We start from the raw sequence: 24228 nt of genomic DNA on the forward strand, positions 1-24228 counted from the left end.
ATCAGGATCGTCCGGACCTTTCACGAATCATTTTGGCCAACGCAACGCCAATTGCGGCCCCGGTCAACTGTGCGTATGTCGAGAAACCGGCGTAGAATAAGTCTGTTTTCGTATGCGTATAAAAGTAATCGCCCGGAATAGCAGCCAGCGTTGCCAAGCCGGCAAACAAAAAACCCCAGGTGGCGCCATGAACCCAGGCAAAGAAAACGACTGGCGCGAGGTACGGAAAAATGGAGGTAACCGGCTGAGCGGCCTGTCGGTTTGCCACTGCCAAAAATCCAAGCCACCCAAGGGCAATGAGGGCGTGGCCAATTAAACCTTGATTCAATCGAAGTGGCCCCATCGCCGATAAGTTCCTCATTAAGTTAGCTTTGCTTCAAAAATGTAAGCAAACCATATCCGTGGCAGATTTAGGACGGTTGTCGATGAATTTTTACGGTATTTTTACGGGGCTGAAAGAGAACCCTCGCCTGGTCTGTGAGAGGATTTGCTTCGATTATGCTTCTTCATAACCACTCGCTAGGGAGTCATCCTCGCTCATGGTAGGAAAACGGCAATTCATCGTCATTGGCCTTGGTGTTTTTGGAGCAACAATCGCTCGGGAGCTTACCCGTCTGGGTCATGAAGTTCTTGGTATCGACTCGGATGAACAGTGTGTCGACCGACTGGCTGAGGAAATAACCCACGCCGTTATTGCCGACGTAACCGATGAAAACGCCCTTATAGAATTGAATGCTGGCACTTACGACGCTGCGGTAGTGGCGATTGGCAGAAACGTTGAGGCCACCATGCTGGCAACGCTGCAACTTCAAGAGCTGGGTCTGAAAAAAGTGTGGGCAAAAGCTCTGACAAACCAGCACCACCGGATTCTTGAGCGTCTCGGTGCATCGCGTATCATCGCACCGGAGTTCGAGATGGGCGTCCGAATTTCCCAGGAATTGAATTACCCGATGGTGCATGACTACCTGGGTCTGGACGATGATTACTTCATAGTGGATTTTCATACTACCGATGATCTTATCGACAAAACGATCGGTGAACTCATTGGCAAAGCGCCAGTTGAAGCACTGGTCGTGAAGCGGATGAACGAAGCCCACCCTCACCCGGATCGCACCTGGAAGATTCGCAGTGGAGACCGGGTTGTGCTGGGCGGTCATCTTGAGGATCTGAGAGAGCTCGTCAACCACCTATGAAAGTGCATTTTCTGGATCTGGTGTCGCATGGGAAAAAAGGCACCGGGTTTAATCGTGAGGAGCGCATCAACCCTCCCCGGCTCCTGCTTGAAGCGTTTCTGGTACTCATTGGTATCGGTGCGTGTTTATTGAAACTGCCCTTCGCCGCGGTGGAACCCGTGACCTGGATGGAGGCTGCGTTTACAGCAACTTCTGCTGTCACCGTGACGGGTCTGGTGGTTGTCGATACCGGCAGTCAGTTTACCTTGTTCGGACAACTGGTGATTCTGACGCTGATTCAACTTGGTGGCCTGGGGTTGATGACGTTTGCAGTGCTGACCGCCCTCGCCCTGGGCTTCAAACTTCGCCTGCAACATCAGCTGGTCGCCCAGGAGGCGTTCAATGAGATCTCACTCCAGACCGCTCGACGAGCCGGCGGCTCCATCGCGCTCTTTGCCCTGACGGCTGAGGCCATCGGCATCGTTCTTCTGGGACTGTTTTTTGTGCCCGAACTCGGCTGGGCTAAAGGGCTTTATCAGGCGCTGTTCTACACGATATCCGCGTTCAACAACGCGGGCTTTGCGTTATCACCGGACAGCCTCTCAGCCTATGTCGATCATCCGGGCATCAGCCTGTCTGTCACTGCCCTGTTTATAACCGGTGGCCTGGGTTATATCGTGATCATGGAGCTGGCGGATAAACGCTGCTGGTCCCGGTTATCTGTTTACGTAAAGGTGATATTGCTGGCCACTCTGCTCCTGAACCTGGTTGCCACCGCCGCCATTCTACTTCTTGAGTTTGGCAACCCGGCAACTCTAGGCGCCCTGGATAACTTCTGGGACAAACTCATGGCGGCGTGGTTTCAAGGGGTAACACCACGAACAGCTGGCTTCAACACACTCGATATCGGCGCGTTAACCGCCGGAACCAGTGTGTTGATGCTTCTACTAATGTTCATCGGTGGCGCCCCAAACTCTACGGCGAGTGGCATCAAGATCTCCACGTTCGTCATTCTGATCGCGGCAACCCGCTCCTTTTTGCGGGGCAACCTGAATGTGAGTTTTTTCAGGCGCTCTTTGAGTAACGAGACAGTTCTCAAAGTTCTGGCCACCACGACCATCGGCATGGCTGTTGTGTTTGTCGCGGTGCTGACCCTGAGTACTCTGGTGGAAGATGACTTCTTGAATATCGCCTTCGAAGTGGTCTCCGCATTCGGCACTGTTGGCCTTTCCCGCGGTACAACCGGGGAACTTGGCACTACCGGCCAATTGCTGATCATGGCCGTTATGCTGATCGGTCGCCTTGGCCCTCTCACTTTGGGTTACACCCTGACCGTAAGGCGCAAGTCCCATGTGCGCTACGCCAAAACCGAGTTTCCTGTAGGCTGATCACCGACGGGAAACCGGCCCGACCCTTCACCCTTTTTTTAACGCTCTTTTTACGGCCAGCCCCCGATTTGGTCATCGAATTTTTACGCCCCGCCCCAGCACCATAGAGACACACTCACTGAAGGAGTATGAGCGTGTCTACTTTCCTTTTAATTGTATCCCTTGCAGTTGGCGCCTATCTGGTCGCCGCCCTGCTCTGGCCCGAGAGGTTCTGACCATGGCACTGATCGGTATCGGCATCATTCTGGGGCTTTTTGGCCTGTGTTTCCTGTTCATTGACCTGGAGGAACGGCTGTGAACGAGGTCATTATCATCTATGCGGTCACGCTCCTGTTGGCGTGGCCATTGGGCAAGTACATTGCTGGAGTTTTCAGCGGTGTAAAGGGAACAGCAGGTGCTGTCTTTCTTCCAGTTGAGAGCGGACTGTACCGTCTATTTGGAGTTGATCCATCACAACCCATGAGTTGGCAAGGCTACGGAAAGGCCCTGCTCAAACTGCATCTGGTCTTGGTGCTGATCGTGTTCGGACTGTTGATAGCCCAGGGTTTTCTGTTCATGAACCCTGACGATATCGATGCCATGAGTTGGGATCTTGCCCTGCACACTGCGGTCTCGTTCCTGACCAACACCAACCAGCAGCACTATTCCGGCCAGGCACAGTTGAGTTACCTGGCCCATACCTTCGGTATTGTCACGCTTCAGGTGGTTACGCCGGCAGCTGGCATGGCGGCCCTGGTTGCCATTGTTCGTACGTTGCTTGGTCCCGGTGACAAAAAATCGCAGGTCTCTACAGGTAGTCCAGTTTCGGTGGGCAACTTCTATGAGGACATAACCCGTGCTGTCGTCCGGGTCATGCTCCCGGTTGCTGTTGTGGTTGCCTTGATCATAGCATCTCAGGGAGTTCCCAATAGCTATGAAGGTGCCCGCACTGCTATTCCGCTGGACCAGACAACGGAGATGGCTGAACAGAATATCCCCATCGGGCCAGTCGCTCCGATGGTCGCCATCAAGCAGGTCGGTACCAATGGCGGTGGCTGGTATGGCCCTAACTCCAGCGTGCCACTGGAAAACCCGACGCCTGTGAGCAACTTCGTTCAGACGGTTTCCCTTGTCCTGATTCCCGCTGCCCTGGTCTTTGCCCTTGGCTTTCTGACCGGTCGTCGCCGCCTGGCCATGGTGGTTATGGGCGTGATGGTCGTGATGTCTGTCTCGCTTACCTGTGTGGCCATCTGGTCGGAAAACCAGCCAAACGCAGCCTTCTCTGGCCTGGCTGCAGATGGGCCCAACCTGGAAGGTAAGGAAGTGCGTTTCGGAGCGTCCGCTACTGCACTGTGGGGCAGTTGGACCACCCAGACGTCTAACGGCTCCGTGAACGGCATGCACGACAGCTTCAACCCCATTGGCGGAATGATCCCGATGATCGACATGTTCATCAACGTCACCTTTGGCGGCATTGGGGTCGGGTTGATTGGCTTCCTTTTGTTCCTGTTACTGGCCGCGTTCCTTGGCTCACTGATGATCGGGCGGGCTCCGGAAATTGCCGGTAAGGCTCTGGAAACCCGCGAAATGAAGTTGGTGTGTATCGCCTTGTTGATCCAGCCTCTGCTGATCCTGGGTTTCAGTGCCATCACGATGGCCTTCCCGGCACTGACCGGTAACTCCAATCCTGGCTTCCATGGCATCAGTCAGGTCATTTACGAGTACACCTCAGCGTTTGCCAATAATGGCTCCGGTTATGAGGGTCTTGGCGATGACAGCATCTGGTGGAACGTTACCTGCGCGGTCAACCTCGCTCTCGGTCGTTTCATTCCAATCCTGGCGCCCCTGGCGGTTGCAGCCTCGCTCGCGGCGAAACGGTCCGCTCCTGAAGGTCGCGGTAGCCTGAGCATTGATACGCCCACCTTCGGGCTGATGACCCTGGCGGTGATTGTGATGTTTACCTTGCTTAGCTTTATGCCGGTGCTGATGCTTGGCCCGATCGCTGAAGTCCTGGCACTGATGTCCTGATTGGAGAACGACGATGTCCAATAAAACCCCGAAAATGACTGATACGCTTGATCTCGGTAGCGTTGTCGGCCAGTCAATCAAGCGCCTTTCGCCGAAAGATCTGGCCCGCAACCCGGTCATGATGGTCGTCGGTATCGGCACCTTGATTACCTTCCTTCTGGGCCTTACCCACCTGACCCAGGGCGAGCCCGCTGGGCTTGATTTCGCCATCTGTGCCATCTTGTTATTTACAGTGCTCTTCGCTAACGGTGCAGAATCCGTTGCCGAAGCGCGTGGCAAGGCTCAGGCTGGTGCACTGAGGGCGACAAGAAAAGATCTGAAAGCCCGCAAGCTGGATGGCCACCAGCACAAGGAAGTGCCAGCGACAGACCTGCGCCGGGGCGACCAGGTACTGGTGAAACCCAACGAATTGATCCCTGCCGATGGTGAAATTATCAGCGGCGCCGCAACCATCAACGAATCAGCTGTCACCGGTGAATCGGCTCCTGTGCTGCGGGAGGCACGCACGGATAACAGTGGTGTCAGTGCCGGTACCAAGGTGCTTTCGGATGAGGTTGTGGTCGAAGTTACGGTAGACCCCGGTAACTCACTGCTGGATCGTATGATCGACCTGGTTGAAGGTGCAAAACGGCAGAAAACACCGAGCGAGCTGGCTCTCTCGGTTCTGCTGGCCGCCATGACCCTGGTGTTCCTGATTGTGGTGGTCACCCTGGTGCCCTTTGGCGGATTTGTCGGTGCTACACCGTCCTACTCGGTGTTAGTGGCGCTTCTCGTTTGCCTGATTCCGACCACTATTGGTGGGCTACTTCCGGCCATCGGTATTGCAGGCATGGATCGGGCCATGCGTGCCAATGTGATAGCCAAGTCCGGTAAAGCGGTTGAGGTGGCAGGTTCCATCGACACCCTTCTGCTGGACAAAACCGGCACCATCACACTGGGTGATCGCAAAGCCACCGCCTTTGAAACCGTGCAGGGCGTTGCGCCTGGCACATTAAGGGATGCGGCATTGCTGACTTCCCTGGCGGACCCTACCCCTGAGGGAAAATCCGTGGTCGCTCTGGCCAGGGACAAAGGTTCAGATGTTGAAGCTTCAGAAGGTACGGAGTTCATCGAGTTCTCCGCCAACACCCGCATGTCCGGAGTGGATTTGCCTGATGGTCGGGTGCTGCGCAAAGGCGCGACAGATGCGATTCGCAAATTCGTCACCGAGAATGGCGGACACTATCCGCAAGAAACCGACCGCCTGGTAGACCGGGTCGCCAAAAATGGTGCCACCCCACTGGTGGTGTCTGAAGGCAATCGCGTACTCGGCGTTATTGCCCTTTCTGATGTCATCAAATCCGGGATCAAGGAGCGGTTCGCCACACTGCGGGAAATGGGCGTCAAAACGGTGATGATCACTGGTGACAACCCTGTGACAGCCGCAGCAATTGCGGCAGAGGCAGGCGTTGACGACTTCGAGGCTGAGGCCACACCAGAACAGAAGCTGGATATCATCCGTAAGGAGCAAGCGGAGGGGCGCATGGTCGCCATGATGGGTGACGGCACCAACGATGCGCCTGCCCTGGCCCAAGCTGACCTTGGGCTCGCCATGAACTCCGGTACCCAGGCCGCCCGTGAAGCCGGCAACATGGTGGATCTGGATTCAGACCCCGGCAAACTGCTGCAGGTGGTGGAGATCGGCAAGCAGCTTCTGATTACCCGCGGCTCGCTGACCACCTTCTCCCTGGCTAATGATGTGGCCAAGTATTTCGCCATCCTGCCGGCGCTGTTCGTGACCAGCCTTCCGGCACTGGATGCGCTCAACATACTGAACCTCTCGAACCCGATGAGTGCAGTGCTGGCAGCCACGATATTCAACGCGTTGATCATACCTGCCTTGATTCCGTTCGCGCTCAAGGGTGTTCAATTCAAGCCGGCCAGCGCGACCCAGCTGCTGCGCCGTAACCTTCTGATTTTCGGGTTGGGCGGGCTATTGCTTCCTTTCGTCGCCATCAAGGCGCTGGATGTCATGCTCACGGTAGTAATCTAAGGAGAATGAAGATGGCTGATTCAAACACTGTTACTGCAAGCCGGTCAGCATCGTGGGTTTCCGCCGCGAGGGCTGCCGTCGTATTCATCCTGCTTTGCGGTGGCCTCTACCCACTGGTCATCACCACCGTAGGGGGAGTACTTTTCCCGCATCAAGCCACTGGCAGTCTGATCGAGATTGATGGAAAAGTGGTGGGGTCAGAATTGGTTGGACAACGGTTCGAAGCCCCGGAATACTTTCACGGTCGGCCTTCAGCAGCAGATTACGATCCGTTCTCCGTCGGTGGCTCTAACTACGCGGCCAGCAACCCGAACCTGGGAGACCGCGTCGCCGAAGATTCCCGCAAGGTTGCCGCCAGAGAAGGAGTTGAGCCAAGCTCTATCCCGGTGGACATGCTTGCGGCTTCCGGTTCCGGCATCGATCCCCACATATCTCCGGAGTCGGCGCGATTGCAGGCAGAGCGCGTGGCAACCGCCCGGGATATTGCGGTCACTGAGGTCGACGAACTGATTGAACGTCACACTGAAGGCCCCACACTGGGTGTTTTCGGCCAGCCCCGGGTGAATGTCCTGCGGATCAACCTGGCACTGGATGATAAGGAGACTACCGATTGAATCAAGGCGATCACAATCGCCCCAACCCCGACGCGCTCCTGAAAACTCAGGAGCGCGAAACGGGCGGCGGGCTGAAGGTATTTCTCGGGGCGGCACCCGGGGTCGGCAAAACCTACCAGATGCTTCAGGCCGCTCACGAGCTACGTAGGCAGGGTGTTGATGTTGTTATCGGAGTGGCCGAGACCCACGGTCGCGAGGAGACGATTGCCCTGTCTGAGGGCCTTGAGCAGTTGCCTGCCAAAGAGATTCACTATTCCGACAAACAATTCCGTGAATTCGACCTGGACGCAGCACTCAAGCGCAAGCCTGAGGTCCTACTGGTGGATGAACTGGCTCACCGGAACATTCCGGGCACCCGTCATCCTCGCCGCTATCAGGATATTGAGGAATTACTGGATCAGGGCGTTACCGTCTGGACCGCAATCAACATACAGCATCTGGAGAGCCTCTCGGACGTGGTAGCCAGTATAACCGGTGTGCGAATGCGGGAAACGGTTCCCGATTCGATACTGGAACGGGCCAGGGACATCGTGTTGGTGGATCTCACGCCTTCGGAATTGCTGGAGCGACTGAGACAGGGCAAGGTCTACGTGCCCGAGCAGGCCCGCGCCGCCATGGACGGCTACTTCTCACCATCGAACCTGTCGGCGCTGCGGGAACTGGCGGTTCAGGCCATCGCTGAACGCCTGGATGCGGATGTGCGCGAGACCATGCAATCGCGGGGTATCGAGGGACCATGGCACATTCGGTCCCGGATGTTGGTCGCGGTGGATGGCTCGGGTCAGGGTGAAACACTGGTTCGGGCTGGCCGGCGCATCGCAGATCGACGGAAATCACCGTGGACGGTAGTCACGGTCGACAATGGCCGGATGGGATCAGAAGAACGGCAGCGCCTGGAAAAAGCATTTGATCTGGCCTCCAGGCTGGGAGCAGAGGTAAGAACGCTGCGCGGTTACGACGTGGCACAGGAAATTCTCGCCTTCGCCAAGGAGCAGAACGTCACCACGTTGGTTCTGGGCCGCTCCCACAACCGTTGGTGGCACTTCCGTAAATCCACCAGTCGCCGTCTTCTGAAAGACGCCGAGGCCTTTGAGGTCACATTTATCCCGGTGCCACGCAAGCAGCGCCGGCAATTGATGGATGACTCGGGCGTGAGCGCGCCGTGGAGCGACTATGCCTGGGCAGTAGCCAGCGTTAGTGCCGCGACGGCTGTGTCTATGGGCCTTCAGGATGTACTGCCTCTCGGCAACCTGTCTCTGGTCTTTTTGACGTCGGTGCTATGGGTAGCCGCGCGAACAGGCATCCGGCCTGCGTTGTTCACGGCCTTGTTGAGCTTTCTGACCTACAATTTTTTCTTCACCGAGCCACGCCTCACCTTCAACATGACGGAGACGGATGAAATTCTTACCGTTGTGTTCTTTCTTGTTATTGCGGTCAGTGGCGGTAATCTGGCGGGAAGGCTCAGGGATCAGGTTCAGATGCTACGTGCATCAAATGACCTGACAGACGCGCACCTCCAATTTACTCGTCGCCTTGCGTCCGCCCCTGATATTACAACGGTCCAGAACGAAGCCATCGAAGTGCTTTACGCACAATTGAAGATGCCACTCATTATTGTTCAAAAGAATCCGGACAATGGTGTTCTCGAAGTGGTCACTCGCGGTGGACCGGCACATCCCCTCAATGAGGCTGCCTACTCGGCGATCGACTGGGCCATGCGCAACGGAAAACCCAGTGGTGCTTTCTCGGATACGCTGAACAGCTTGTCGTGGCGATTTGAACCGATCGAGGCGGATGAGGAGATCTACGCTGTTCTTGGTTTATGGATCGATGATATGACGCCTGAGTATTATCGAGGACTTGCCATTGGCGTCTACGTCCACCAACTTGGGTTGGCTTGGTTTCGAACCAAACTGGCGGCCAACCTTTCCGCCTCACAGGTAGCCGAGGAAACCGAGCGGCTGCGCTCAGCCCTGCTCTCTTCGATATCCCACGATCTTCGTACGCCGCTTGCGTCCATGATCGGGTCGGCAAGCACCCTGAAATCCATGTCGAATCGGCTGTCTGATGAAGACCGGGATAGTCTGTTGGATTCCGTTCTTGGTGAGGGTGAACGGCTGGATCGCTACATCCGCAACCTGCTCGACATGACGAAACTCGGCCACGGAACGCTCAAGATCGAGAGAGACTGGATCGCATTGACGGACATCCTGTCGTCGGCTCTTAGGCGCACCAGAAACCTGATGACGAACGTCCACATAGAACGGGATGTCGCCGATGATCTGCCTTTGCTTTTTGTGCATCCTGCATTGATCGAGCAAGCGCTGGTAAACGTTCTGGAGAATGCAGCGAAATTTGCGCCTGATGGATCAACCCTTAGAATTCGTGCCCACAGAATCGATGATGAACTCATTATCGCCATTTCCGATGAGGGGCCAGGCATACCCGAAGAGCAACGGGAGCAGGTTTTCGATATGTTTTTCACCGGCGGCGAAGGTGATCGCGGCCCTCATGGCAGTGGCCTTGGGCTGGCTATCTGTAACGGCATGATCTCTGCCCATGGAGGTCAGATTCGGGCATTACCAGGTCCAGATAATCGGGGAGCGACCATCGAAATAGAGCTTCCCCTGATAGAATCATCGGAACAAGAGTCCAACCGGGAACCCACTGAATGAGTGTAACAGCACAAAATAGGGACAAGCCCTGCATTCTGATCATCGACGATGAGTCCCAGATTCGGCATTTTTTGCGTATCAGCCTGAAAACCGAGGGATACGAATTACTGGAAGCTGAAAATGGCGAAAGCGGGCTGGTTCAGTGCGCCAGAAACTCGCCGGACCTTGTCATTCTGGACTTGGGGCTGCCCGATATGGATGGCTCCGATGTACTCGCGGCTCTACGTGAATGGTCGGAAGTTCCGGTCATCATCCTGTCAGTGCGGGACCGCGAACTGGAAAAAGTCAAAGCTCTCGACCTGGGAGCTAACGACTTCGTAACCAAGCCTTTCGGTGTGGATGAGTTACTCGCCAGGGTCAGAACACAGTTACGAGGTTATGGGCGCAATGGTGTCTCGCCCCTGGAAACATCGGTTATTTTTGATGATGGCGCACTGAACATTGATCTTTCCATGCGAAAGATTACGGTGAATGGAGAGCCGGTCAGGCTAACTCCGAAAGAGTTTGCGGTTTTAAAGGTTCTGATGCTCGCGTCTGGCAAGATCGTCACCCAATCGCAACTGTTGAAAGACATCTGGGGGCCGACTCATACAAAAGATACCCACTACTTACGCGTTCTGATCGGCAGGCTCAGGCAAAAGCTCGGCGATGACCCGACAGAGCAGAATTATATCCAGACGGAACCTGGTGTTGGCTACCGTTTTCTAGAAAGTAGCGCTACGCCCTGAAGCGAGTCCAATCAGGGTAGAAAGGACGGCTTGCTCCCCTATGGCTCAACTCTTTTCAGCTCACTTATCCTTTTTCCTGGTTCGGACGAAGAGTTTGGTGCTTTAAATGGATTTCGTGTCTATCTTTGACTGCAATCAATCAGTCGAATGTCACCGGCGGCTGCTTTGTCCTGTTCACGCTCAGTGAGAACACATCGGGGCGCGCGTAGTGACCACTGGCGTCGAATTTTCGGCGTGAGGATCGGGCGGCGCTGACGTCTATTTCGGCAAGCAGCATGCCTTTTTCCTTATGCATCGGCCCTGCATGAATGCTTCCAAAGGGCTTGTAGATTACTGCATCGCCGGGATTCACCCATTCGTCCTTTTTCGGGAACAGCTCGTCATAATGAGGAATGTCGGTGGGGATATCCGAGACTTCGAGCGCGGTTGCGCAGCCAATCACCCAGCAGCCACCTTCGCGGGCGATATGTTGCATGGTGGCCAGCCAGGTCTCGCCGCTGTCCCATGTGGGCGCAACGTAGATGTCGAGGTTCTGGGCATACAGTGTGAAACGCGCCAGCGGCATGTAGTTTTCCCAGCACAGTAATGCGCCGATGCGCCCAACCGCGGTGTCGACAACATTGAGACCCGATCCGTCGCCGAACCCCCAGACCATGCGCTCTGGATTGGTCGGCATCAGCTTGCGGTGGTTGTTGGCAATTGTGCCGTCGGCATCGATGATGATGCAGCTGTTGAACAAGGTGCTGCCGCTGACCGCGCCATCGAGTTCCTGATAGCCGGCGACGATGACGACCTCGTTTTCCTTCGCGGCTTCCTGCAAGGGAGTCATGCCGCCCCGGCTCAGGTCGATCGAATTGGCTTGCAGGTGGGCGAACAATTCGTCCGTTTTGCCCATCCCCGCGCCGGGTGGCAGACGCCAGACAAAGGTGGGGTACCCGGGAAACCACGCCTCGGGGAAAACCACCATCTGAGCCCCCTCACGCGCGGCGTCCGCAATCAGCTCAACCCCACGAGACATCGTTTTTTCAAGGTCGAGGTAGACGGGGGGTTCCTGAATGATCGCGATTTTTGTCATGACTATTCCAGGGCAGGCCATTTTTCATTGGTATCACTGCTTCAGAATAGTCCACATGTGTAGGGGGCGCGAAGGCCAGTATAGGGTTTCTGCAATCCGCCCCTGATCAGGTGAATAGCCGACCTCACTGCGCCCTGGACTGGTTTATCCCCAACTGTTTGTTGACTGAGTCACGAATTTCCCGGTAACGATCGGGATTATTGATCAATGCATCCATGTCGTCCTCAGGGAACATCTTTTTCTTCTTTTCTTTGGCTTCTTCGCTGGAAACGACAGCCGGTAACAACTGCTCCAGGCAGCGCAACATAACCTCGGGCGAAACCGACGCGCCAGGCGATGCCCCCAGCAATGTCCCGTAAGTCTTGTCTTTGGAGACAAGGATTTCCGTGCCCATCTGCAAATCCCCGTCCTTGATGATTTGCACTCGCTGGCCGGCTTGAACCGGTCTCCAGTCGAACTTCTTGCTCAAGCCCGGAGCAAAGCTCTCAAGCTCTTCAAACATGCTCTTTTCGCCTTTGAAGGTCTCTGAAACCAGGTATTTAACCAGGGGGAAATGCTCAAGGGCCACATTCAGCAAGCCCGGGATATCATGCAGACGAATGGAGGTAAGGTAATCAAAAAATCCACGGCCTCTCTCGAGCACCGGTTTAAACGATGCGAAAGGACCGAAAAGTAAATAGTGCTTGCCATCCACTACCCGTAAATCCAGGTGCGGTACGGACATGGGAGGTGCGCCAACTTTGGCTTTGCCATAGGTTTTGGCCCTGTAATTCCCGGCCTGCTCTTCGCTGATCGGTGCCTGCAAAAACCGCCCGCCCACAGGAAAGCCGGCAAATCGGCTCCGAAACGGTAAGTGGCTTCTTTTCAAAAGTGGAAAAGCGCCCCCACCGGCGCCTACAAAGAGCACATCCGCCCTATGCTGAACCCTGGTCCCGTTGCTTTCAGCTTCGATAACCCACCGCCCTGTGGGGCTCCTGTGTACACGTTTTACATGGGTGCCGTACTCAATTTTCACACCCAGCTCACGCACTGCATGCGCCGCCATCTGCTCCGTTAAAGCGCCAAAGTTAACATCCGTGCCGGTTTCAATAGCGGTAGCCGCCATTTTTTCATGGCGAGGGCGTCCCTCCATGGTGTAGGGAATCCAGCTTTTTATTTCGTCGAAGTCTTCCGAGTAACGCATGTGCTCGAAAAAATGATGAGCCGACATTTCCTTGAATCGCAATTGCAGTTCTTCAATGGCGGATTCAGAAACAATGGTGCAGTGCTTGGTCTGGTTGATAAACGTTTTAGGGTCCTTGATGGCGCCCTTTTCGATCAGGTAAGCCCAGAACTGCTTGGCCACGTTGAACTGGGCGTGGATCTTCAGCGCTTTCTCGACCGAAATGACCTCTTCATCCACGGGGGTATAGTTAAGCTCACAGTTCGCTTCATGTCCCGTGCCGGCGTTGTTGAATGCCCATGAGTTTCCTGCCCCGGCGCTGTCCAGTCTCTCCAGGATGGTGATGTCCAAATCCGGTGCCATCTCTTTTGCCAGGGTGGCAAAAGTGGTTCCCATAATCCCCGCGCCGATGATCACTACGTTCATAAAGTCTACTCGCCAGTCTGGATTTTCTGATTTTAATCAACAAGATCTTGTAGCCCGAAAATACCATGCTTCCGGCATACACTGAAAACCTATCGCAAGCCTTGCCACCAAGCCAATATAGGCTCCCGAGCGGATCATCGCCAGAAGCGCAATCTCCCCGCCCTCCCCCAAACCCATTCCATGCACCACAGTCGATCAACCCTGCAATGATTACCCTCCCAAAATATACCCAGGGGGGTATATCACGGGATTGTCACTTCTCCGTAACGTTGTATCCCAAGACAAGACTCAATCGGCCAACCTTCGGGAGGGCCGGTCAAGACACAATGATGTTTCGGGAGTAACACCGTGCCAACAACGTCTCATACCAATTCCTACTACGCTGCGTCGGCGAATGACAAGGCCGTACGCCCCACCCTGCAAGGGCACGTAAGGGCTGATGTCTGCGTCATTGGCGCCGGCTTCACTGGCATGTCGACAGCGCTCCACCTCGCCGAAAAAGGGTTCAAGGTGGTTGTCCTGGAAGGCAGCCGCATTGGATTCGGCGCATCCGGCCGCAATGGCGGCCAGATCGTCAACAGCTACAGCCGCGATATCGACTTCATCGAACGGAACTACGGCAAGAAAGTCGGTGCCGAGATGGGCCAGATGGCCTTCGAGGGCGGTCGTATCCTGCGGCGCTTCGTCAAGCAGTACGACATCCAGTGCGACCTGAAAGAAGGCGGCATTTTCGCATCCTGCAACAGCAAGCAATTCGAGGGACTGGTCGAAAAGAAAAAGCTTTGGGAAGCCCACGGCCATGACCAGCTCGAGCTACTGGATGAGAACGCCATCCAGCAACACGTCGGCAGCGAACGCTACACCGGCGGTCTGATCGACCACAGCGGCGGGCATTTCCATCCGCTCAACTTGGTACTGGGTGAAGCAGCGGCCGTTGAATCCCTGGGCGGCGTCATCTATGAGAACTCCGCGGCCCTGCGGATTCGTGAAGGCGATAAACCGGTCGTCCACACTGAGGAAGGCTGCGTTGAGGCCGACTATGTGTTGGTTGCCGGTAACGCCTATCTCAATGGCCTGCTGCCCAAGCTGGAATCCAAGGCCATACCCTGCGGCACGCAGATCATTACCACTGAGCCGCTGGCCGAGAATGTGCGCCAGCGCCTGCTGCCCAAAGACAATTGTGTTGAGGATTGCAACTACCTCCTCGACTACTTCCGCCTGTCCGGTGACGGCCGGATGATCTATGGCGGTGGCGTCACCTACGGCGCCCGCGAGCCAGAAAAGGTCGAATCCCTGATCGTGCCCAAGATGCTCAAGACCTTCCCGGAGCTGAAGGGAGCAAAGATCGACTACGCCTGGACGGGCAATTTCCTTCTCACACTGATGCGTCTGCCCCAGTTTGGCCGCATTGGCGGGAATATCTATTACGCGCAAGGCTATAGCGGCCATGGCATCACCTGTACCCATTTGGCGGGCAAGGTGATCAGTGACGCTATCCAGGGCCAGGCAGAACGATTCGACATCTTCGCCGGCCTGCCCCAGTACTCCTTCCCCGGCGGACGGGCCATGCGGATTCCGCTGACCGCCATGGGGGCCTGGTACTACAACCTGCGCGACCAGCTCGGCTTTTGATTTCTCACGTTGACTAACATCGGCCGGGCCGCCTGTCTGCTGGCCCGGTGAGATCAAAATGCCCCCGAATTCCGCGGTGACTGCTCTCACCGCGGTTCCAATGAAAAACAAGAGACGGGTAATATGATGACTGACAACACAATAAGTACTGATAGCGGGATCATGCCAATGAACGATGGTCTGAAGGACCGTCCCGGCTGGGGGCCCCTGTATTCGATATTGGGCTACGGCGCGATACTCGCGGCCTTCGCCTATATGTCGACCTGGCAGGTGGAGGGCGATTCGTACGGTGTACTGAGCTTGCTGCCTTCCCTTCTTATCGTTCTGGTCGCTGTTAAAACCAAGCGCCCCCTTGAATCCATCTTCGCCGGTATTGTTGCCGGTTCCCTCCTGATCGACCCGACCAACCTTTTCACCAGCCTGGGTGATCTGTCCATGAACGTGGTCCAGAACGAGACCATCGCCTGGATTGTACTGGTCTGCGGCATGATGGGCGGCCTGATCAATATGCTGGAGCGCGGCGGCAGTGTGCTGAGTTTTGGCGAGGTGCTGGCCAGGCGTATAAAGACCAAGCGCGGCACCATGCTGACCACCTCTTTCCTGGGCCTGGCGGTCTTTATTGATGACTACTTGAACTCGCTGGCTGTATCCGCGTCCATGAAGACCCTGACGGATCGCTTCAAGATCTCCCGTGAAAAACTGGCGTTCCTGGTGGACTCCACCGCCGCTCCGGTCTGTATTCTGGTTCCGATTTCCACCTGGGCGGTCTATTTTGGCGCTCTGCTGGAAGAAAACGGCGCCGTTCCTGACGGCCAGGGCATGTCGCTGTACATTGATTCGATTCCCTACATGGCATACGGCTGGGCCGCACTGATTGTGGTTTTCCTCGTGGCCATGGGTGTACTGAAGGATCTCGGCCCGATGAAAAAGGCCGAGGAACGGGCCCGTAATGGCCAGCCGATCCCGGACGGATTAGAGGACCAGGGTTTCGATACCAGCAACGTTCGTCGTACTTCCACGACGGTGGGGCTGATGAACTTCCTGCTGCCGATGGCAGTCCTGATTACCGCCAGCATCTACTACGAGATCGACCTGCTGCTGGGCGCGCTGGTGGCTTCCATCTTCACGATGATCCTGTACTTCTGCCAGCGGCTGATGAGCTTCGGCGAACTGACCGACTCCATGCTGGATGGCTTCAAGGTTATGCTGCATCCGATCGCCGTGGTGTGTGCCGGCTTCATGGTCAAGGCCATCAACGATGAACTGGGCATGACCACCTATATCATCGACACCATCACCCCGTATCTCTCTCCGGAGCTGCTGCCAGCGATGGTGTTTGCCACCATGGCCGCGGTGGTGTTCTCCACCGGGTCAAGCTGGGGTGTGTTTGTGGTATCGCTGCCCATCGTAATCCCGATGGCCCAGGCCATGGATATGTCCATGCCACTGACTGTGGGCGCCCTGCTCTCCGCGTCTGCGTTTGGTAGCCATGCCTGCTTCTTCAGTGACTCTACGGTGCTGTCATCCACGGGCTCCGGCTGTACACCGATGCAGCACGCCCTGACCCAGATCCCCTACGCCACGATAGGTGCGGTCATGGCCTTCGTGTCCTTCATCGTGATGGGGTACACCATCGCCTGAGGCAGCGATGCTGCCAGCCGGGCCAGGCGCTTATGCCTCGCCCGGCTTTTTTGTGTCTGCAAAAAAAGACCGGCGCCTGGCGCCGGTCGATATGGGACGGGACTAGAACCTTACCGGTTCACCCCTGCTGGAGAAACGAGGCCATCCATCGTGCCACCTGCAAGGAATCCGTGTCGGCGGACTCGTCGTTGAGGCCTACCAGCGCCTCATCTGCCGCTGCCGGCGGAATCGGATTGTCACGGCGCGACAGTACCAACCGGGATTCGAAATCCACGTTGAATTCGGGGTGGGCCTGCAGGGTCAGGATGCGGTTATCATACTGGAGTGCGGCAAAGGGGCAGAATGACGAAAAGGCGACCACTTCGGCCTGCTTCGGCTTGGTCAGCACCTGGTCCTGATGCATGGCGTTCAGGGTGAACTGCCCTTGCAGGTCGTCCAGTTCCGGTACAGTCTTTTCCAGCTGATAGGTGTGCAGGCCAACGCCCCAGCCTTCCGGGTATTTGTTCACGTCGGCACCAAAGGCCTCGGCGATAATCTGGTGTCCGAAGCAGATGCCGACCATCGGGCGACCGGTGCTGTAGATCTCGAGGATCAGGTCCTTCAGGCGGGCCATCCACGGCGTGTTCTCGTAAACATTGGACTTGGAGCCGGTAATGATCCAGGAATCGCAGGATTCGGCCGAATCCGGAAAGACATCGTCCCGGACATCGAAGGTCTCGTATTTGAAATCGTAGCCGGCCTGCCCGAACAGGTTCATGAACATGTCCGCGTAGGACCCGTAGGTATCAATCAAATCGTCCGGCGTAATGCCGGTGGCGAGTATGCCGATTTTCAGACTCATCAGGTACTCCTCGCCTGCGGCTTTACCGCAGGCGTTATCTGTCGTTTATTAAATCAGAGCAGGCCCAGGTAGGCTTCGTATTCAATGTCGGAGATCTGCTCATTGAGGCGCTGACGCTCCTGGCGCTTGGCTTCGGCGTAGACCCGGACGAACTCGTCACCCAGGTACTCCCGCAGGATCTCGCTCTGGTCGAAGCGATTGGTCGCTTCCTGCCATTCGCACGGCAGCGGGTATTCCGGGTTCTCCTCGGCGTAGGCGTCGCCTTCGACCGGTGCGTTCGGCTCCAGCTTGTTCTCCATGCCATAGAATGCGCCGGTGAGGACCGAGGCCAGTACGAGATACGGGTTGGCGTCGGCACCGGAGACCCGGTGTTCGATCCGCCGCGCAATGTTTGGACTTTCCGGTACACGCAGGGCAACCGTTCGGTTTTCGTAGCCCCAGCTGGCGAAGGTCGGTGCATAGGCGCCCGGCATGAAACGGCGGTAGGAGTTCAGGTGAGGCGCGAAAACCAGCATGCTCTCGGGCATCAGCTTCATCAGGCCGGCAATGGCATGCCTGAGAAGATCGCTGCCCTCCTCGGTGCCGTTATCAAAGACGTTGTTACCGTCCTGATCAAGCAGGCTGAAATGCACATGGAAGCCGTTACCGCTTTCCTCAGCATAGGGTTTGGCCATAAACGTCGCCGCATAGCCGTGACGCCGTGAAACGCCGCGCACCAGGCGCTTGAACAGGATCGCCTGGTCAGCCGCATTCAGTGGGTCGGCCACATGATTGAGGTTGACCTCGAACTGGCCGGGGCCCATCTCGGCGATTATGGTGTCGGCCCCGATGCCCTGGGTCTGACACGCTGCACGGATATCGGTAAAGAAGGCCTCAAACCCGTCCATTTCCTCGACGGCGTAACCTTCCGTGTTGGACAGCCGGCGCCCCTTGCCGTCGGCCAATGCCGGTGGGATCGGGCGTTGCGTGCTTTCGGACTCGGCATCCATAAGGTAGAACTCGAGCTCCGTCGCCATCACCGGCGTTAATCCCTGCTCGGCAAAGCGGTCCACGATGCGTTTGAGAACCTGGCGAGGATCAGCCTCGAAGGGCGTGCCGTCCGGATTGAACATCATCGCCAGCATCTGGTCACGGGGTACTTCGGACCAGGGCACCGGTGTCGGGTCGTCAGAGACGGGCATACAGACGCCATCACTATCGCCGGTTTCAAACACCAGCCCGTTTTCCAGCACGTCGGCGCCCCAGAAATCAAAGCCGACCACCGAGCGTGGCAATTTGAGGCCTTCTTTCCGTGCCTTTTTCAGGCCGCTGGAAGGCAATCGCTTTCCGCGTAAATTCCCGTTCAGGTCCGTGATGAAGAAGTCCAGGTCGCGGTTCTTGTTAATAGTCATACGCGTTACTCTTGAATGCTTTTAGGAAGACAGAATGCCACGATATCCCACTGGGAGTATGGGTGTATCTATCACCCGGGGGGTATATCTCCGAAAACACGAGTTTTCCTATGGTAGATGTGGACGTTAATCCAGGCGCCTACACTTTCATGGGAATTGTCATGTCATACACAACAAGAATTCCGAACACTGAAACGCAAAACGCTGTGCGCGACACCGATGCCCGTCACCACCTTCATCCATTCACAGACACCCAGGCACTCAACCGCAAGGGTGCACGGGTGATCACCCGTGGTGAGGGCGTCCATGTCTGGGATTCGGACGGCAACAAACTGATCGACGGTATGGCTGGCCTGTGGTGCGTGAACCTGGGCTACGGACGGCAAGAGCTGATCAATGCTGCCCACGAACAGATGCAGGTGCTGCCCTACTACAACACATTTTTCCAGAGCACCCATACACCCGTAACCAGGCTCGCCCAGGCCATCGCTGACATCACACCCGGCGATCTTAACCGGGTCTTTTTCGCCAATTCCGGCTCAGAGGCGATCGACACAATCATCCGTATGGTGCGCCATTACTGGACGCTCAAAGGCAAGCCCTACCGCAAGCTGCTGATCGCACGGGAAAATGCCTACCATGGCAGTACCCTTGGCGGCGCCAGTCTGGGCGGCATGCCCCATATGCACGGCCAGTGCGCCCCCCTGTTACCGGGCATCCACCGCATCCGGCAGCCCTATTGGTATGGCGAGGCCAATGGTCTCTCCGAAGATGAGTTCGGTCTGATCCGCGCCCGCGAACTGGAAGAGAAACTATTGGAAGTTGGCCCCGATAATGTCGCTGCCTTTGTTGGTGAGCCTATCCAGGGCGCCGGTGGCGTGATCGTTCCACCAAGCACTTACTGGCCGGAGATTCAGCGTATCTGCCGCAAGTATGACGTGCTGCTGGTGGCGGATGAAGTGATCTGTGGTTTTGGTCGAACTGGACAATGGTTTGGCAGCCAGACTTACGATTTCCAGCCGGACATCATGTCGATGGCCAAGGGCCTTTCATCCGGGTATCTGCCCATCTCCGCGGTTGCAGTTGGCGACCGGATTGCTGACACCCTGGTCGAGTCGGGCGACGACTTCAGTCACGGTTTCACCTATTCCGGTCATCCCGTGGCAGCGGCCGTCGCTCTGGAGAATATCCGGCTGTTGAAGGAAGAAGGGATTATCGAATCGGTCGCCTCCGACATTGGCCCCTATTTCCAGGCCCGTCTGCGGGACACCCTGGGCGAACACCCGCTTTGCGGCCATATCGAGGGCACCGGCCTGATTGCGGGCCTGGCCCTGGTGAAGGACCGCAACGCCCGCACGTTCTTTGACGAAGACGTTGGCACCCTGTGCCGGGACGAGTGCACCGCCAGCGGGCTGATTGCACGGGCCTGTGGCAACCGGATCGTGCTCTCGCCGCCGCTGGTTATCAGCCATGCAGAGGTGGATGAGATGGTGGATCGCCTACGTGTCGCGCTGGATCGCACCTACGCCCGGGTGGGCGGCATTTCTGCGGCATGAGCCTTGCTGTGGATCGGACTGGCTTCGGTCCACTAATTGGCTTAGCCTTGAAAGAAAGACAATTAAGGTGTGTGATGAGAGATCGCGTGAATCAGATACAGGCGAACGAGAGCTGGCAGAAGAACCTGGCGGTCCTCATTGAGCATCAGCGCCTGCGCAGCTTCCCGACCATGCTGGAGGCTTTCCTGTCGACGCTGTGTTTCTTCGATACGATCCTTCTACTGACCTATAAGAAGTCCCTGCGACCGATCCTGGTCCATCCCTCCGCACCAGAGGAACAAAGCGACACCCTGCGCCAGTACCTGAGCCACTCTTATGTACTTGACCCGCTGTTCCATGCCATCAAGAACGGAGCATCGCACGGCATTGTACGTCTGGCCGAGATTATGCCGGATTCGTTCAGGAGCACAGAGTACTACCAGACCTGTTACCAGAACTTCGGCCTGGTGGACGAGATCAACCTGCTGATCCGTCTCGATGACAAAGTGACCTGCGCCATCACCCTCGGGCGCAAGGCATCGCTGGAGAGCATTTCCCGCACTGAGTTAAATGCCCTGCAGGAATTCTACCCGGTCATCAGCGCGTTGGTGCGCCAGTTCTGGCAGGCCCAGTCCGGTGAATTCCTGCAATACGGTCGTTCCGACGGCCCCATGAAGCGCGCCCTGCGTTCGTTTGCCAGCGGCGTACTCACCCAGCGAGAGCGGGAAATCACCGATCTGATCCTGCGTGGTTTTTCGTCCCAGGCGATTGCCGATAGCCTGAAGATCAGCGTGGGGACCGTGAAGGTGCACCGCAAGAACATCCATACGCGGCTGAACACCTCCACTCAGGCGGAAATCTTCACACAATTCATCAACCACCTGACCCACCTGGAAGATAACCCCACGAGCCTTGAGCACTGATCAGAGACTGATCCACACGGTTTTCAGGTCCGTGTATTTCTCAAGCGCATGCAGGGACTTGTCCCGGCCATAACCGGAGGCTTTCACCCCGCCGAACGGCATTGTGCTGTCACCGCCGCCCCAGCCGTTGACCCAGACCATACCGCTCTGAATTTTCCGGCTGACGCGATGGGCCCGGGACAAATTGCCCGTCCAGACCGATGCGCCCAGGCCATAACGGTTGTCGTTGGCCAGGTGGATGGCCTCGGCTTCGTCGCTGAACTCACCCAGGGCCAACACCGGGCCGAAAATTTCTTCCTGCACGAAGCGCATGCCGTTGTGGGCATCGCCAATGATGGTGGGCCCGACGAAGTAGCCCTGCCCCGGCACCGCTTCCGGAACACCGCCGGTCAGCACCTGGCCACCCTCGTCGATCGCCAACTGAATATAGCGGGCCACGGTCTCCAACTGGGTCTTGTCGACAAGCGCACCCATGCGGGTGTCCGGATCAAGTGGATCCCGGGGCTGATAGGCCTTCGCCGCCTCCAGCAAGGCTTCCGTGAAACGCTCGCGGATGGACGACTGGACATAGAGCCGGGAACAGGCGATACAGACTTCGCCCTGATTGGAGAATATCGCTGCGGCTGCCGTCGACGCCGCCTTCTCAATGTCCTCGCAATCCTCAAACACCAGCATCGGCGATTTGCCACCCGCCTCAATCCACACCCGCTTGAGATTGGATTGGCCGGCATATTCCATCAGCAGTCCGCCGACGCGGCTGGAGCCGGTAAAGGCGAGTACATTGACGTCGTTATGGAGCGCCAGCGCCTTGCCCGCGGTGTGACCGAAGCCGGGCAGCACATTGAACACGCCATCGGGAATGCCCGCCTCTTTCGCCAGCTCCGCCAGTCGCAGCACGCTCAGCGCACTTTTCTCGGAAGGCTTGAGGATGACTGAATTGCCCGCCGCCAGTGCCGGGGCAATCTTCCAGGTGGCCATCATCAGCGGATAATTCCAGGGGGTGATCGCTGCGACGACGCCCGCAGGCTCATGGCGGATCAGGCCGAGGGTGTCGTTGCCCGTCGGTGCAATCTCGCCGTAAAGCTTGTCGATGGATTCGGCCGTCCAGCGCAGGCAGTCAATGGAATCCGGCACGTCGATGCTCATCATCTCACTGATGGGCTTGCCCATGTCCAGGCTGTCCAGCACTGCCAGTTCATCACCGTGTTTCTCAACCAGGTCCGCCAGACGCAGCAGAATGCGCTTACGGTCGCCCGGAGCCAGATCCGACCAGGCGCCGGAAACAAAAGCCTCGCGGGCAGCGGACACGGCCAGGTCGACATCGGCTTGATCGCAGCTGGCGACATCCGTGAGTGTCTGTTCGGTCGCCGGGTTGATGGCCGGAAAGGTCTCACCGGACACGGCATTCCGGAACTGACCGGCGATAAATGCCCGCCCGTGCAAACTCACAGACTCACTCAGGGCTTTCCATTCCGCACTGGTTTTCATGGGCTTCTCCCGACATTGATTGACTTTGCAAACAAGCCTACCCGGCCGGGCCACCGGCGCTCCATATACCTCAGTAGGTATATGCCTCCTTCAGCGCCCGAGGAATTTCAGTACCGCATCGACACTTTCCTTGGCGTCGCCAAAAAGCATACGAGTGTTGTCCTTATAGAACAGCGGGTTGTCGACGCCGGCGTAGCCGGTGGCCATGCCTCGTTTGAGCACGATGGTGGTCTTGCCGTTCCAGGGTTCGAGGACCGGCATGCCGGCGATGGGGCTGTCCGGCACTTCCTGGGCCGCCGGATTGACGATGTCGTTGGCGCCGATCACCACCGAAACATCCACGTTGGGGAAGTCCTTGTTGATTTCGTCCATCTCATAGACGATGTCGTAGGGCACCCTCGCCTCGGCCAGCAGCACGTTCATGTGACCCGGCATGCGGCCTGCCACCGGATGAATGCCGAAGCGCACGTTGACACCCATCTCCCGCAGCTTATTGCTGATTTCGAAGACCGTGTGCTGTGCCTGGGCGACCGCCATGCCGTAACCCGGCAGGATCATCACTTCTTTGGCGCTCTCCAGCAGGTGCGCTACCCCCTCCGCCTCAATCGGATTCACGTTGCCGGCCTCACCAGCCGGGCCTGCTTCGGCGCTTATGCTCGAACCACCGCCGAAGCCACCGAGGATGACGCTGACGAACTTTCGGTTCATCGCCTTACACATGATGTAGCTGAGGATGGCACCGCTACTGCCGACCAGCGCACCGACCACGATCAACAGATCGTTGCCCAGCATGAATCCCATTGCGGCCGCGGCCCAGCCGGAGTAACTGTTGAGCATCGACACCACCACCGGCATGTCGGCGCCGCCGATGGCAAGAACCATGTGCAGGCCGAACACCAGTGCGACAACGGTCATCAGCACCAGCCAGAGCAGGCCACCGCCGGCGGCGGACTGTTCCACGAAGAGCACGCCGAATACCACCGCCGCCACACCCAGGCTGGCGTTGAACAGGTGCCGCGCCGGTAGCTGCAAGGGCTTGCCGCTGATCCTGGCGCTCAGCTTGAGGTAGGCGGCGACGGAACCGGTGAAGGTGACCGCGCCGATCAGGATGCCGATGTAGGTTTCGATGTCGTGGATGGTCTTCTCGACACCGCTGAGCTCACTGTGCCCCAGGGCGTTGGCGTAACCCACGAAAACCGCGGCCAGCCCCACCAGGCTGTGAAGGATCGCAACCAGCTCCGGCATCTGGGTCATCTCGACCTTTTTCGCCAGATACCAACCGATAGCGCCACCGGCGATCATGCCTGGCAGCAGGAAGAAGTAGTTGTTGGTGACGATACCGAAAATCGTCACTACCAACGCCAGGCCCATGCCCAGCATGCCATAGAGATTTCCGCGCCGTGCGGATTCCTGATGGCTGAGGCCGCCCAGTGCGAGAATAAAGAGTGCGCTCGCCCCTATGTAAGAAGCCGTGATTACACCTGTGATCATCATACCC

General features: G+C 57.1%; 19 protein-coding genes. 12 read left to right on the plus strand and 7 right to left on the minus strand.

Going from position 1 to position 24228, the window contains the following annotated elements; genetic code table 11:
- Window position 1 precedes the first annotated feature (1 nt).
- Complete coding sequence (locus ACJO3M_RS06630) at window positions 2-328, minus strand: hypothetical protein (protein WP_407000581.1); 327 nt, start codon at window positions 326-328, stop codon at window positions 2-4.
- Between the two features lie 211 nt (window positions 329-539).
- On the opposite strand from ACJO3M_RS06630, the gene ACJO3M_RS06635 reads away from it, so the two are divergent.
- The 8 genes from ACJO3M_RS06635 to ACJO3M_RS06670 all read left to right on the plus strand — a co-directional run bounded on the left by ACJO3M_RS06635 (window position 540) and on the right by ACJO3M_RS06670 (window position 10616).
- On the plus strand, window positions 540-1193 hold the full coding sequence (locus ACJO3M_RS06635; RefSeq protein WP_407000582.1) for a potassium channel family protein: 654 nt from the start codon (window positions 540-542) through the stop codon (window positions 1191-1193).
- Window positions 1190-2560 carry a TrkH family potassium uptake protein gene (locus ACJO3M_RS06640; protein WP_407000583.1) on the plus strand — a complete coding sequence of 457 codons (1371 nt, stop codon included), beginning with the start codon at window positions 1190-1192 and terminating at the stop codon, window positions 2558-2560. Before ACJO3M_RS06635 ends, ACJO3M_RS06640 begins: the two co-directional genes overlap by 4 nt.
- A gap of 128 nt (window positions 2561-2688) precedes the next feature.
- Window positions 2689-2775 (plus strand): K(+)-transporting ATPase subunit F, encoded by an 87-nt coding sequence (gene kdpF / locus ACJO3M_RS06645; RefSeq protein WP_407000921.1) that lies wholly within the window; start codon window positions 2689-2691, stop codon window positions 2773-2775.
- Between the two features lie 79 nt (window positions 2776-2854).
- On the plus strand, window positions 2855-4567 hold the full coding sequence (gene kdpA / locus ACJO3M_RS06650; RefSeq protein WP_407000584.1) for a potassium-transporting ATPase subunit KdpA: 1713 nt from the start codon (window positions 2855-2857) through the stop codon (window positions 4565-4567).
- 13 nt (window positions 4568-4580) lie between these two features.
- The gene (gene kdpB / locus ACJO3M_RS06655; protein WP_407000586.1) at window positions 4581-6599 is read left to right on the plus strand and encodes a potassium-transporting ATPase subunit KdpB; all 2019 of its coding nucleotides are present in this window, start codon (window positions 4581-4583) and stop codon (window positions 6597-6599) included.
- 11 nt (window positions 6600-6610) lie between these two features.
- Window positions 6611-7213, plus strand: coding sequence for a potassium-transporting ATPase subunit KdpC (gene kdpC / locus ACJO3M_RS06660; RefSeq protein ID WP_407000587.1), 603 nt, complete (start codon window positions 6611-6613; stop codon window positions 7211-7213).
- On the plus strand, window positions 7210-9888 hold the full coding sequence (locus ACJO3M_RS06665) for a DUF4118 domain-containing protein (RefSeq protein ID WP_407000588.1): 2679 nt from the start codon (window positions 7210-7212) through the stop codon (window positions 9886-9888). Before kdpC ends, ACJO3M_RS06665 begins: the two co-directional genes overlap by 4 nt.
- On the plus strand, window positions 9885-10616 hold the full coding sequence (locus ACJO3M_RS06670) for a response regulator (protein WP_407000590.1): 732 nt from the start codon (window positions 9885-9887) through the stop codon (window positions 10614-10616). Before ACJO3M_RS06665 ends, ACJO3M_RS06670 begins: the two co-directional genes overlap by 4 nt.
- A 139-nt stretch (window positions 10617-10755) precedes the next feature.
- Here ACJO3M_RS06670 and ACJO3M_RS06675 read toward each other — a convergent pair whose 3' ends face one another.
- Entirely contained in the window at window positions 10756-11691 is a 936-nt protein-coding gene (locus ACJO3M_RS06675; RefSeq protein ID WP_407000591.1) for a carbon-nitrogen hydrolase family protein, read from the minus strand.
- 124 nt (window positions 11692-11815) lie between these two features.
- Window positions 11816-13279 carry a malate:quinone oxidoreductase gene (locus ACJO3M_RS06680; RefSeq protein WP_407000592.1) on the minus strand — a complete coding sequence of 488 codons (1464 nt, stop codon included), beginning with the start codon at window positions 13277-13279 and terminating at the stop codon, window positions 11816-11818.
- Window positions 13280-13627: 348 nt separating this feature from the next.
- Between ACJO3M_RS06680 and ACJO3M_RS06685 the strand changes: the two genes are divergently transcribed.
- Both ACJO3M_RS06685 and ACJO3M_RS06690 read left to right on the plus strand, forming a co-directional pair.
- Window positions 13628-14911 carry an NAD(P)/FAD-dependent oxidoreductase gene (locus ACJO3M_RS06685; protein WP_407000593.1) on the plus strand — a complete coding sequence of 428 codons (1284 nt, stop codon included), beginning with the start codon at window positions 13628-13630 and terminating at the stop codon, window positions 14909-14911.
- A gap of 168 nt (window positions 14912-15079) precedes the next feature.
- Window positions 15080-16552: a Na+/H+ antiporter NhaC family protein gene (locus ACJO3M_RS06690; protein ID WP_407000594.1), complete on the plus strand. Its 1473-nt coding sequence runs from the start codon at window positions 15080-15082 to the stop codon at window positions 16550-16552.
- Between the two features lie 118 nt (window positions 16553-16670).
- Here the strand turns inward: ACJO3M_RS06690 and ACJO3M_RS06695 are convergent, their stop codons facing one another.
- The gene (locus ACJO3M_RS06695; protein WP_407000595.1) at window positions 16671-17393 is read right to left on the minus strand and encodes a glutamine amidotransferase-related protein; all 723 of its coding nucleotides are present in this window, start codon (window positions 17391-17393) and stop codon (window positions 16671-16673) included.
- A gap of 53 nt (window positions 17394-17446) precedes the next feature.
- Window positions 17447-18784: a glutamine synthetase family protein gene (locus ACJO3M_RS06700; protein ID WP_407000596.1), complete on the minus strand. Its 1338-nt coding sequence runs from the start codon at window positions 18782-18784 to the stop codon at window positions 17447-17449.
- Window positions 18785-18945: 161 nt separating this feature from the next.
- On the opposite strand from ACJO3M_RS06700, the gene ACJO3M_RS06705 reads away from it, so the two are divergent.
- Both ACJO3M_RS06705 and ACJO3M_RS06710 read left to right on the plus strand, forming a co-directional pair.
- Window positions 18946-20340: an aspartate aminotransferase family protein gene (locus ACJO3M_RS06705; RefSeq protein ID WP_407000597.1), complete on the plus strand. Its 1395-nt coding sequence runs from the start codon at window positions 18946-18948 to the stop codon at window positions 20338-20340.
- An 86-nt stretch (window positions 20341-20426) separates the two neighbouring features.
- Complete coding sequence (locus ACJO3M_RS06710) at window positions 20427-21242, plus strand: LuxR C-terminal-related transcriptional regulator (protein ID WP_407000598.1); 816 nt, start codon at window positions 20427-20429, stop codon at window positions 21240-21242.
- Here the strand turns inward: ACJO3M_RS06710 and ACJO3M_RS06715 are convergent, their stop codons facing one another.
- Together ACJO3M_RS06715 and ACJO3M_RS06720 are read right to left on the minus strand one after the other, a co-directional pair.
- Window positions 21243-22730 (minus strand): aldehyde dehydrogenase, encoded by a 1488-nt coding sequence (locus ACJO3M_RS06715; RefSeq protein WP_407000599.1) that lies wholly within the window; start codon window positions 22728-22730, stop codon window positions 21243-21245.
- 90 nt (window positions 22731-22820) lie between these two features.
- A complete protein-coding gene (locus tag ACJO3M_RS06720; protein ID WP_407000922.1) occupies window positions 22821-24221 on the minus strand; it encodes an NAD(P)(+) transhydrogenase (Re/Si-specific) subunit beta in 1401 nt (466 codons plus the stop codon).
- Window positions 24222-24228: the final 7 nt, after the last annotated feature.

Source organism: Marinobacter alkalisoli, from assembly GCF_045449795.1.
Taxonomy (GTDB): domain Bacteria; phylum Pseudomonadota; class Gammaproteobacteria; order Pseudomonadales; family Oleiphilaceae; genus Marinobacter.

Coding starts and splice junctions, on each gene's coding strand:
- ACJO3M_RS06635 (WP_407000582.1), top strand. CDS start 540: ATGGTAGGAAAACGGCAATTCATCGTCATTGGCCTTGGTGTTTTTGGA.
- ACJO3M_RS06640 (WP_407000583.1), top strand. CDS start 1,190: ATGAAAGTGCATTTTCTGGATCTGGTGTCGCATGGGAAAAAAGGCACC.
- kdpF (WP_407000921.1), top strand. CDS start 2,689: ATGAGCGTGTCTACTTTCCTTTTAATTGTATCCCTTGCAGTTGGCGCC.
- kdpB (WP_407000586.1), top strand. CDS start 4,581: ATGTCCAATAAAACCCCGAAAATGACTGATACGCTTGATCTCGGTAGC.
- kdpC (WP_407000587.1), top strand. CDS start 6,611: ATGGCTGATTCAAACACTGTTACTGCAAGCCGGTCAGCATCGTGGGTT.
- ACJO3M_RS06670 (WP_407000590.1), top strand. CDS start 9,885: ATGAGTGTAACAGCACAAAATAGGGACAAGCCCTGCATTCTGATCATC.
- ACJO3M_RS06675 (WP_407000591.1), bottom strand. CDS start 11,691: ATGACAAAAATCGCGATCATTCAGGAACCCCCCGTCTACCTCGACCTT.
- ACJO3M_RS06680 (WP_407000592.1), bottom strand. CDS start 13,279: ATGAACGTAGTGATCATCGGCGCGGGGATTATGGGAACCACTTTTGCC.
- ACJO3M_RS06690 (WP_407000594.1), top strand. CDS start 15,080: ATGAACGATGGTCTGAAGGACCGTCCCGGCTGGGGGCCCCTGTATTCG.
- ACJO3M_RS06695 (WP_407000595.1), bottom strand. CDS start 17,393: ATGAGTCTGAAAATCGGCATACTCGCCACCGGCATTACGCCGGACGAT.
- ACJO3M_RS06700 (WP_407000596.1), bottom strand. CDS start 18,784: ATGACTATTAACAAGAACCGCGACCTGGACTTCTTCATCACGGACCTG.
- ACJO3M_RS06705 (WP_407000597.1), top strand. CDS start 18,946: ATGTCATACACAACAAGAATTCCGAACACTGAAACGCAAAACGCTGTG.
- ACJO3M_RS06715 (WP_407000599.1), bottom strand. CDS start 22,730: ATGAAAACCAGTGCGGAATGGAAAGCCCTGAGTGAGTCTGTGAGTTTG.
- ACJO3M_RS06720 (WP_407000922.1), bottom strand. CDS start 24,221: ATGATCACAGGTGTAATCACGGCTTCTTACATAGGGGCGAGCGCACTC.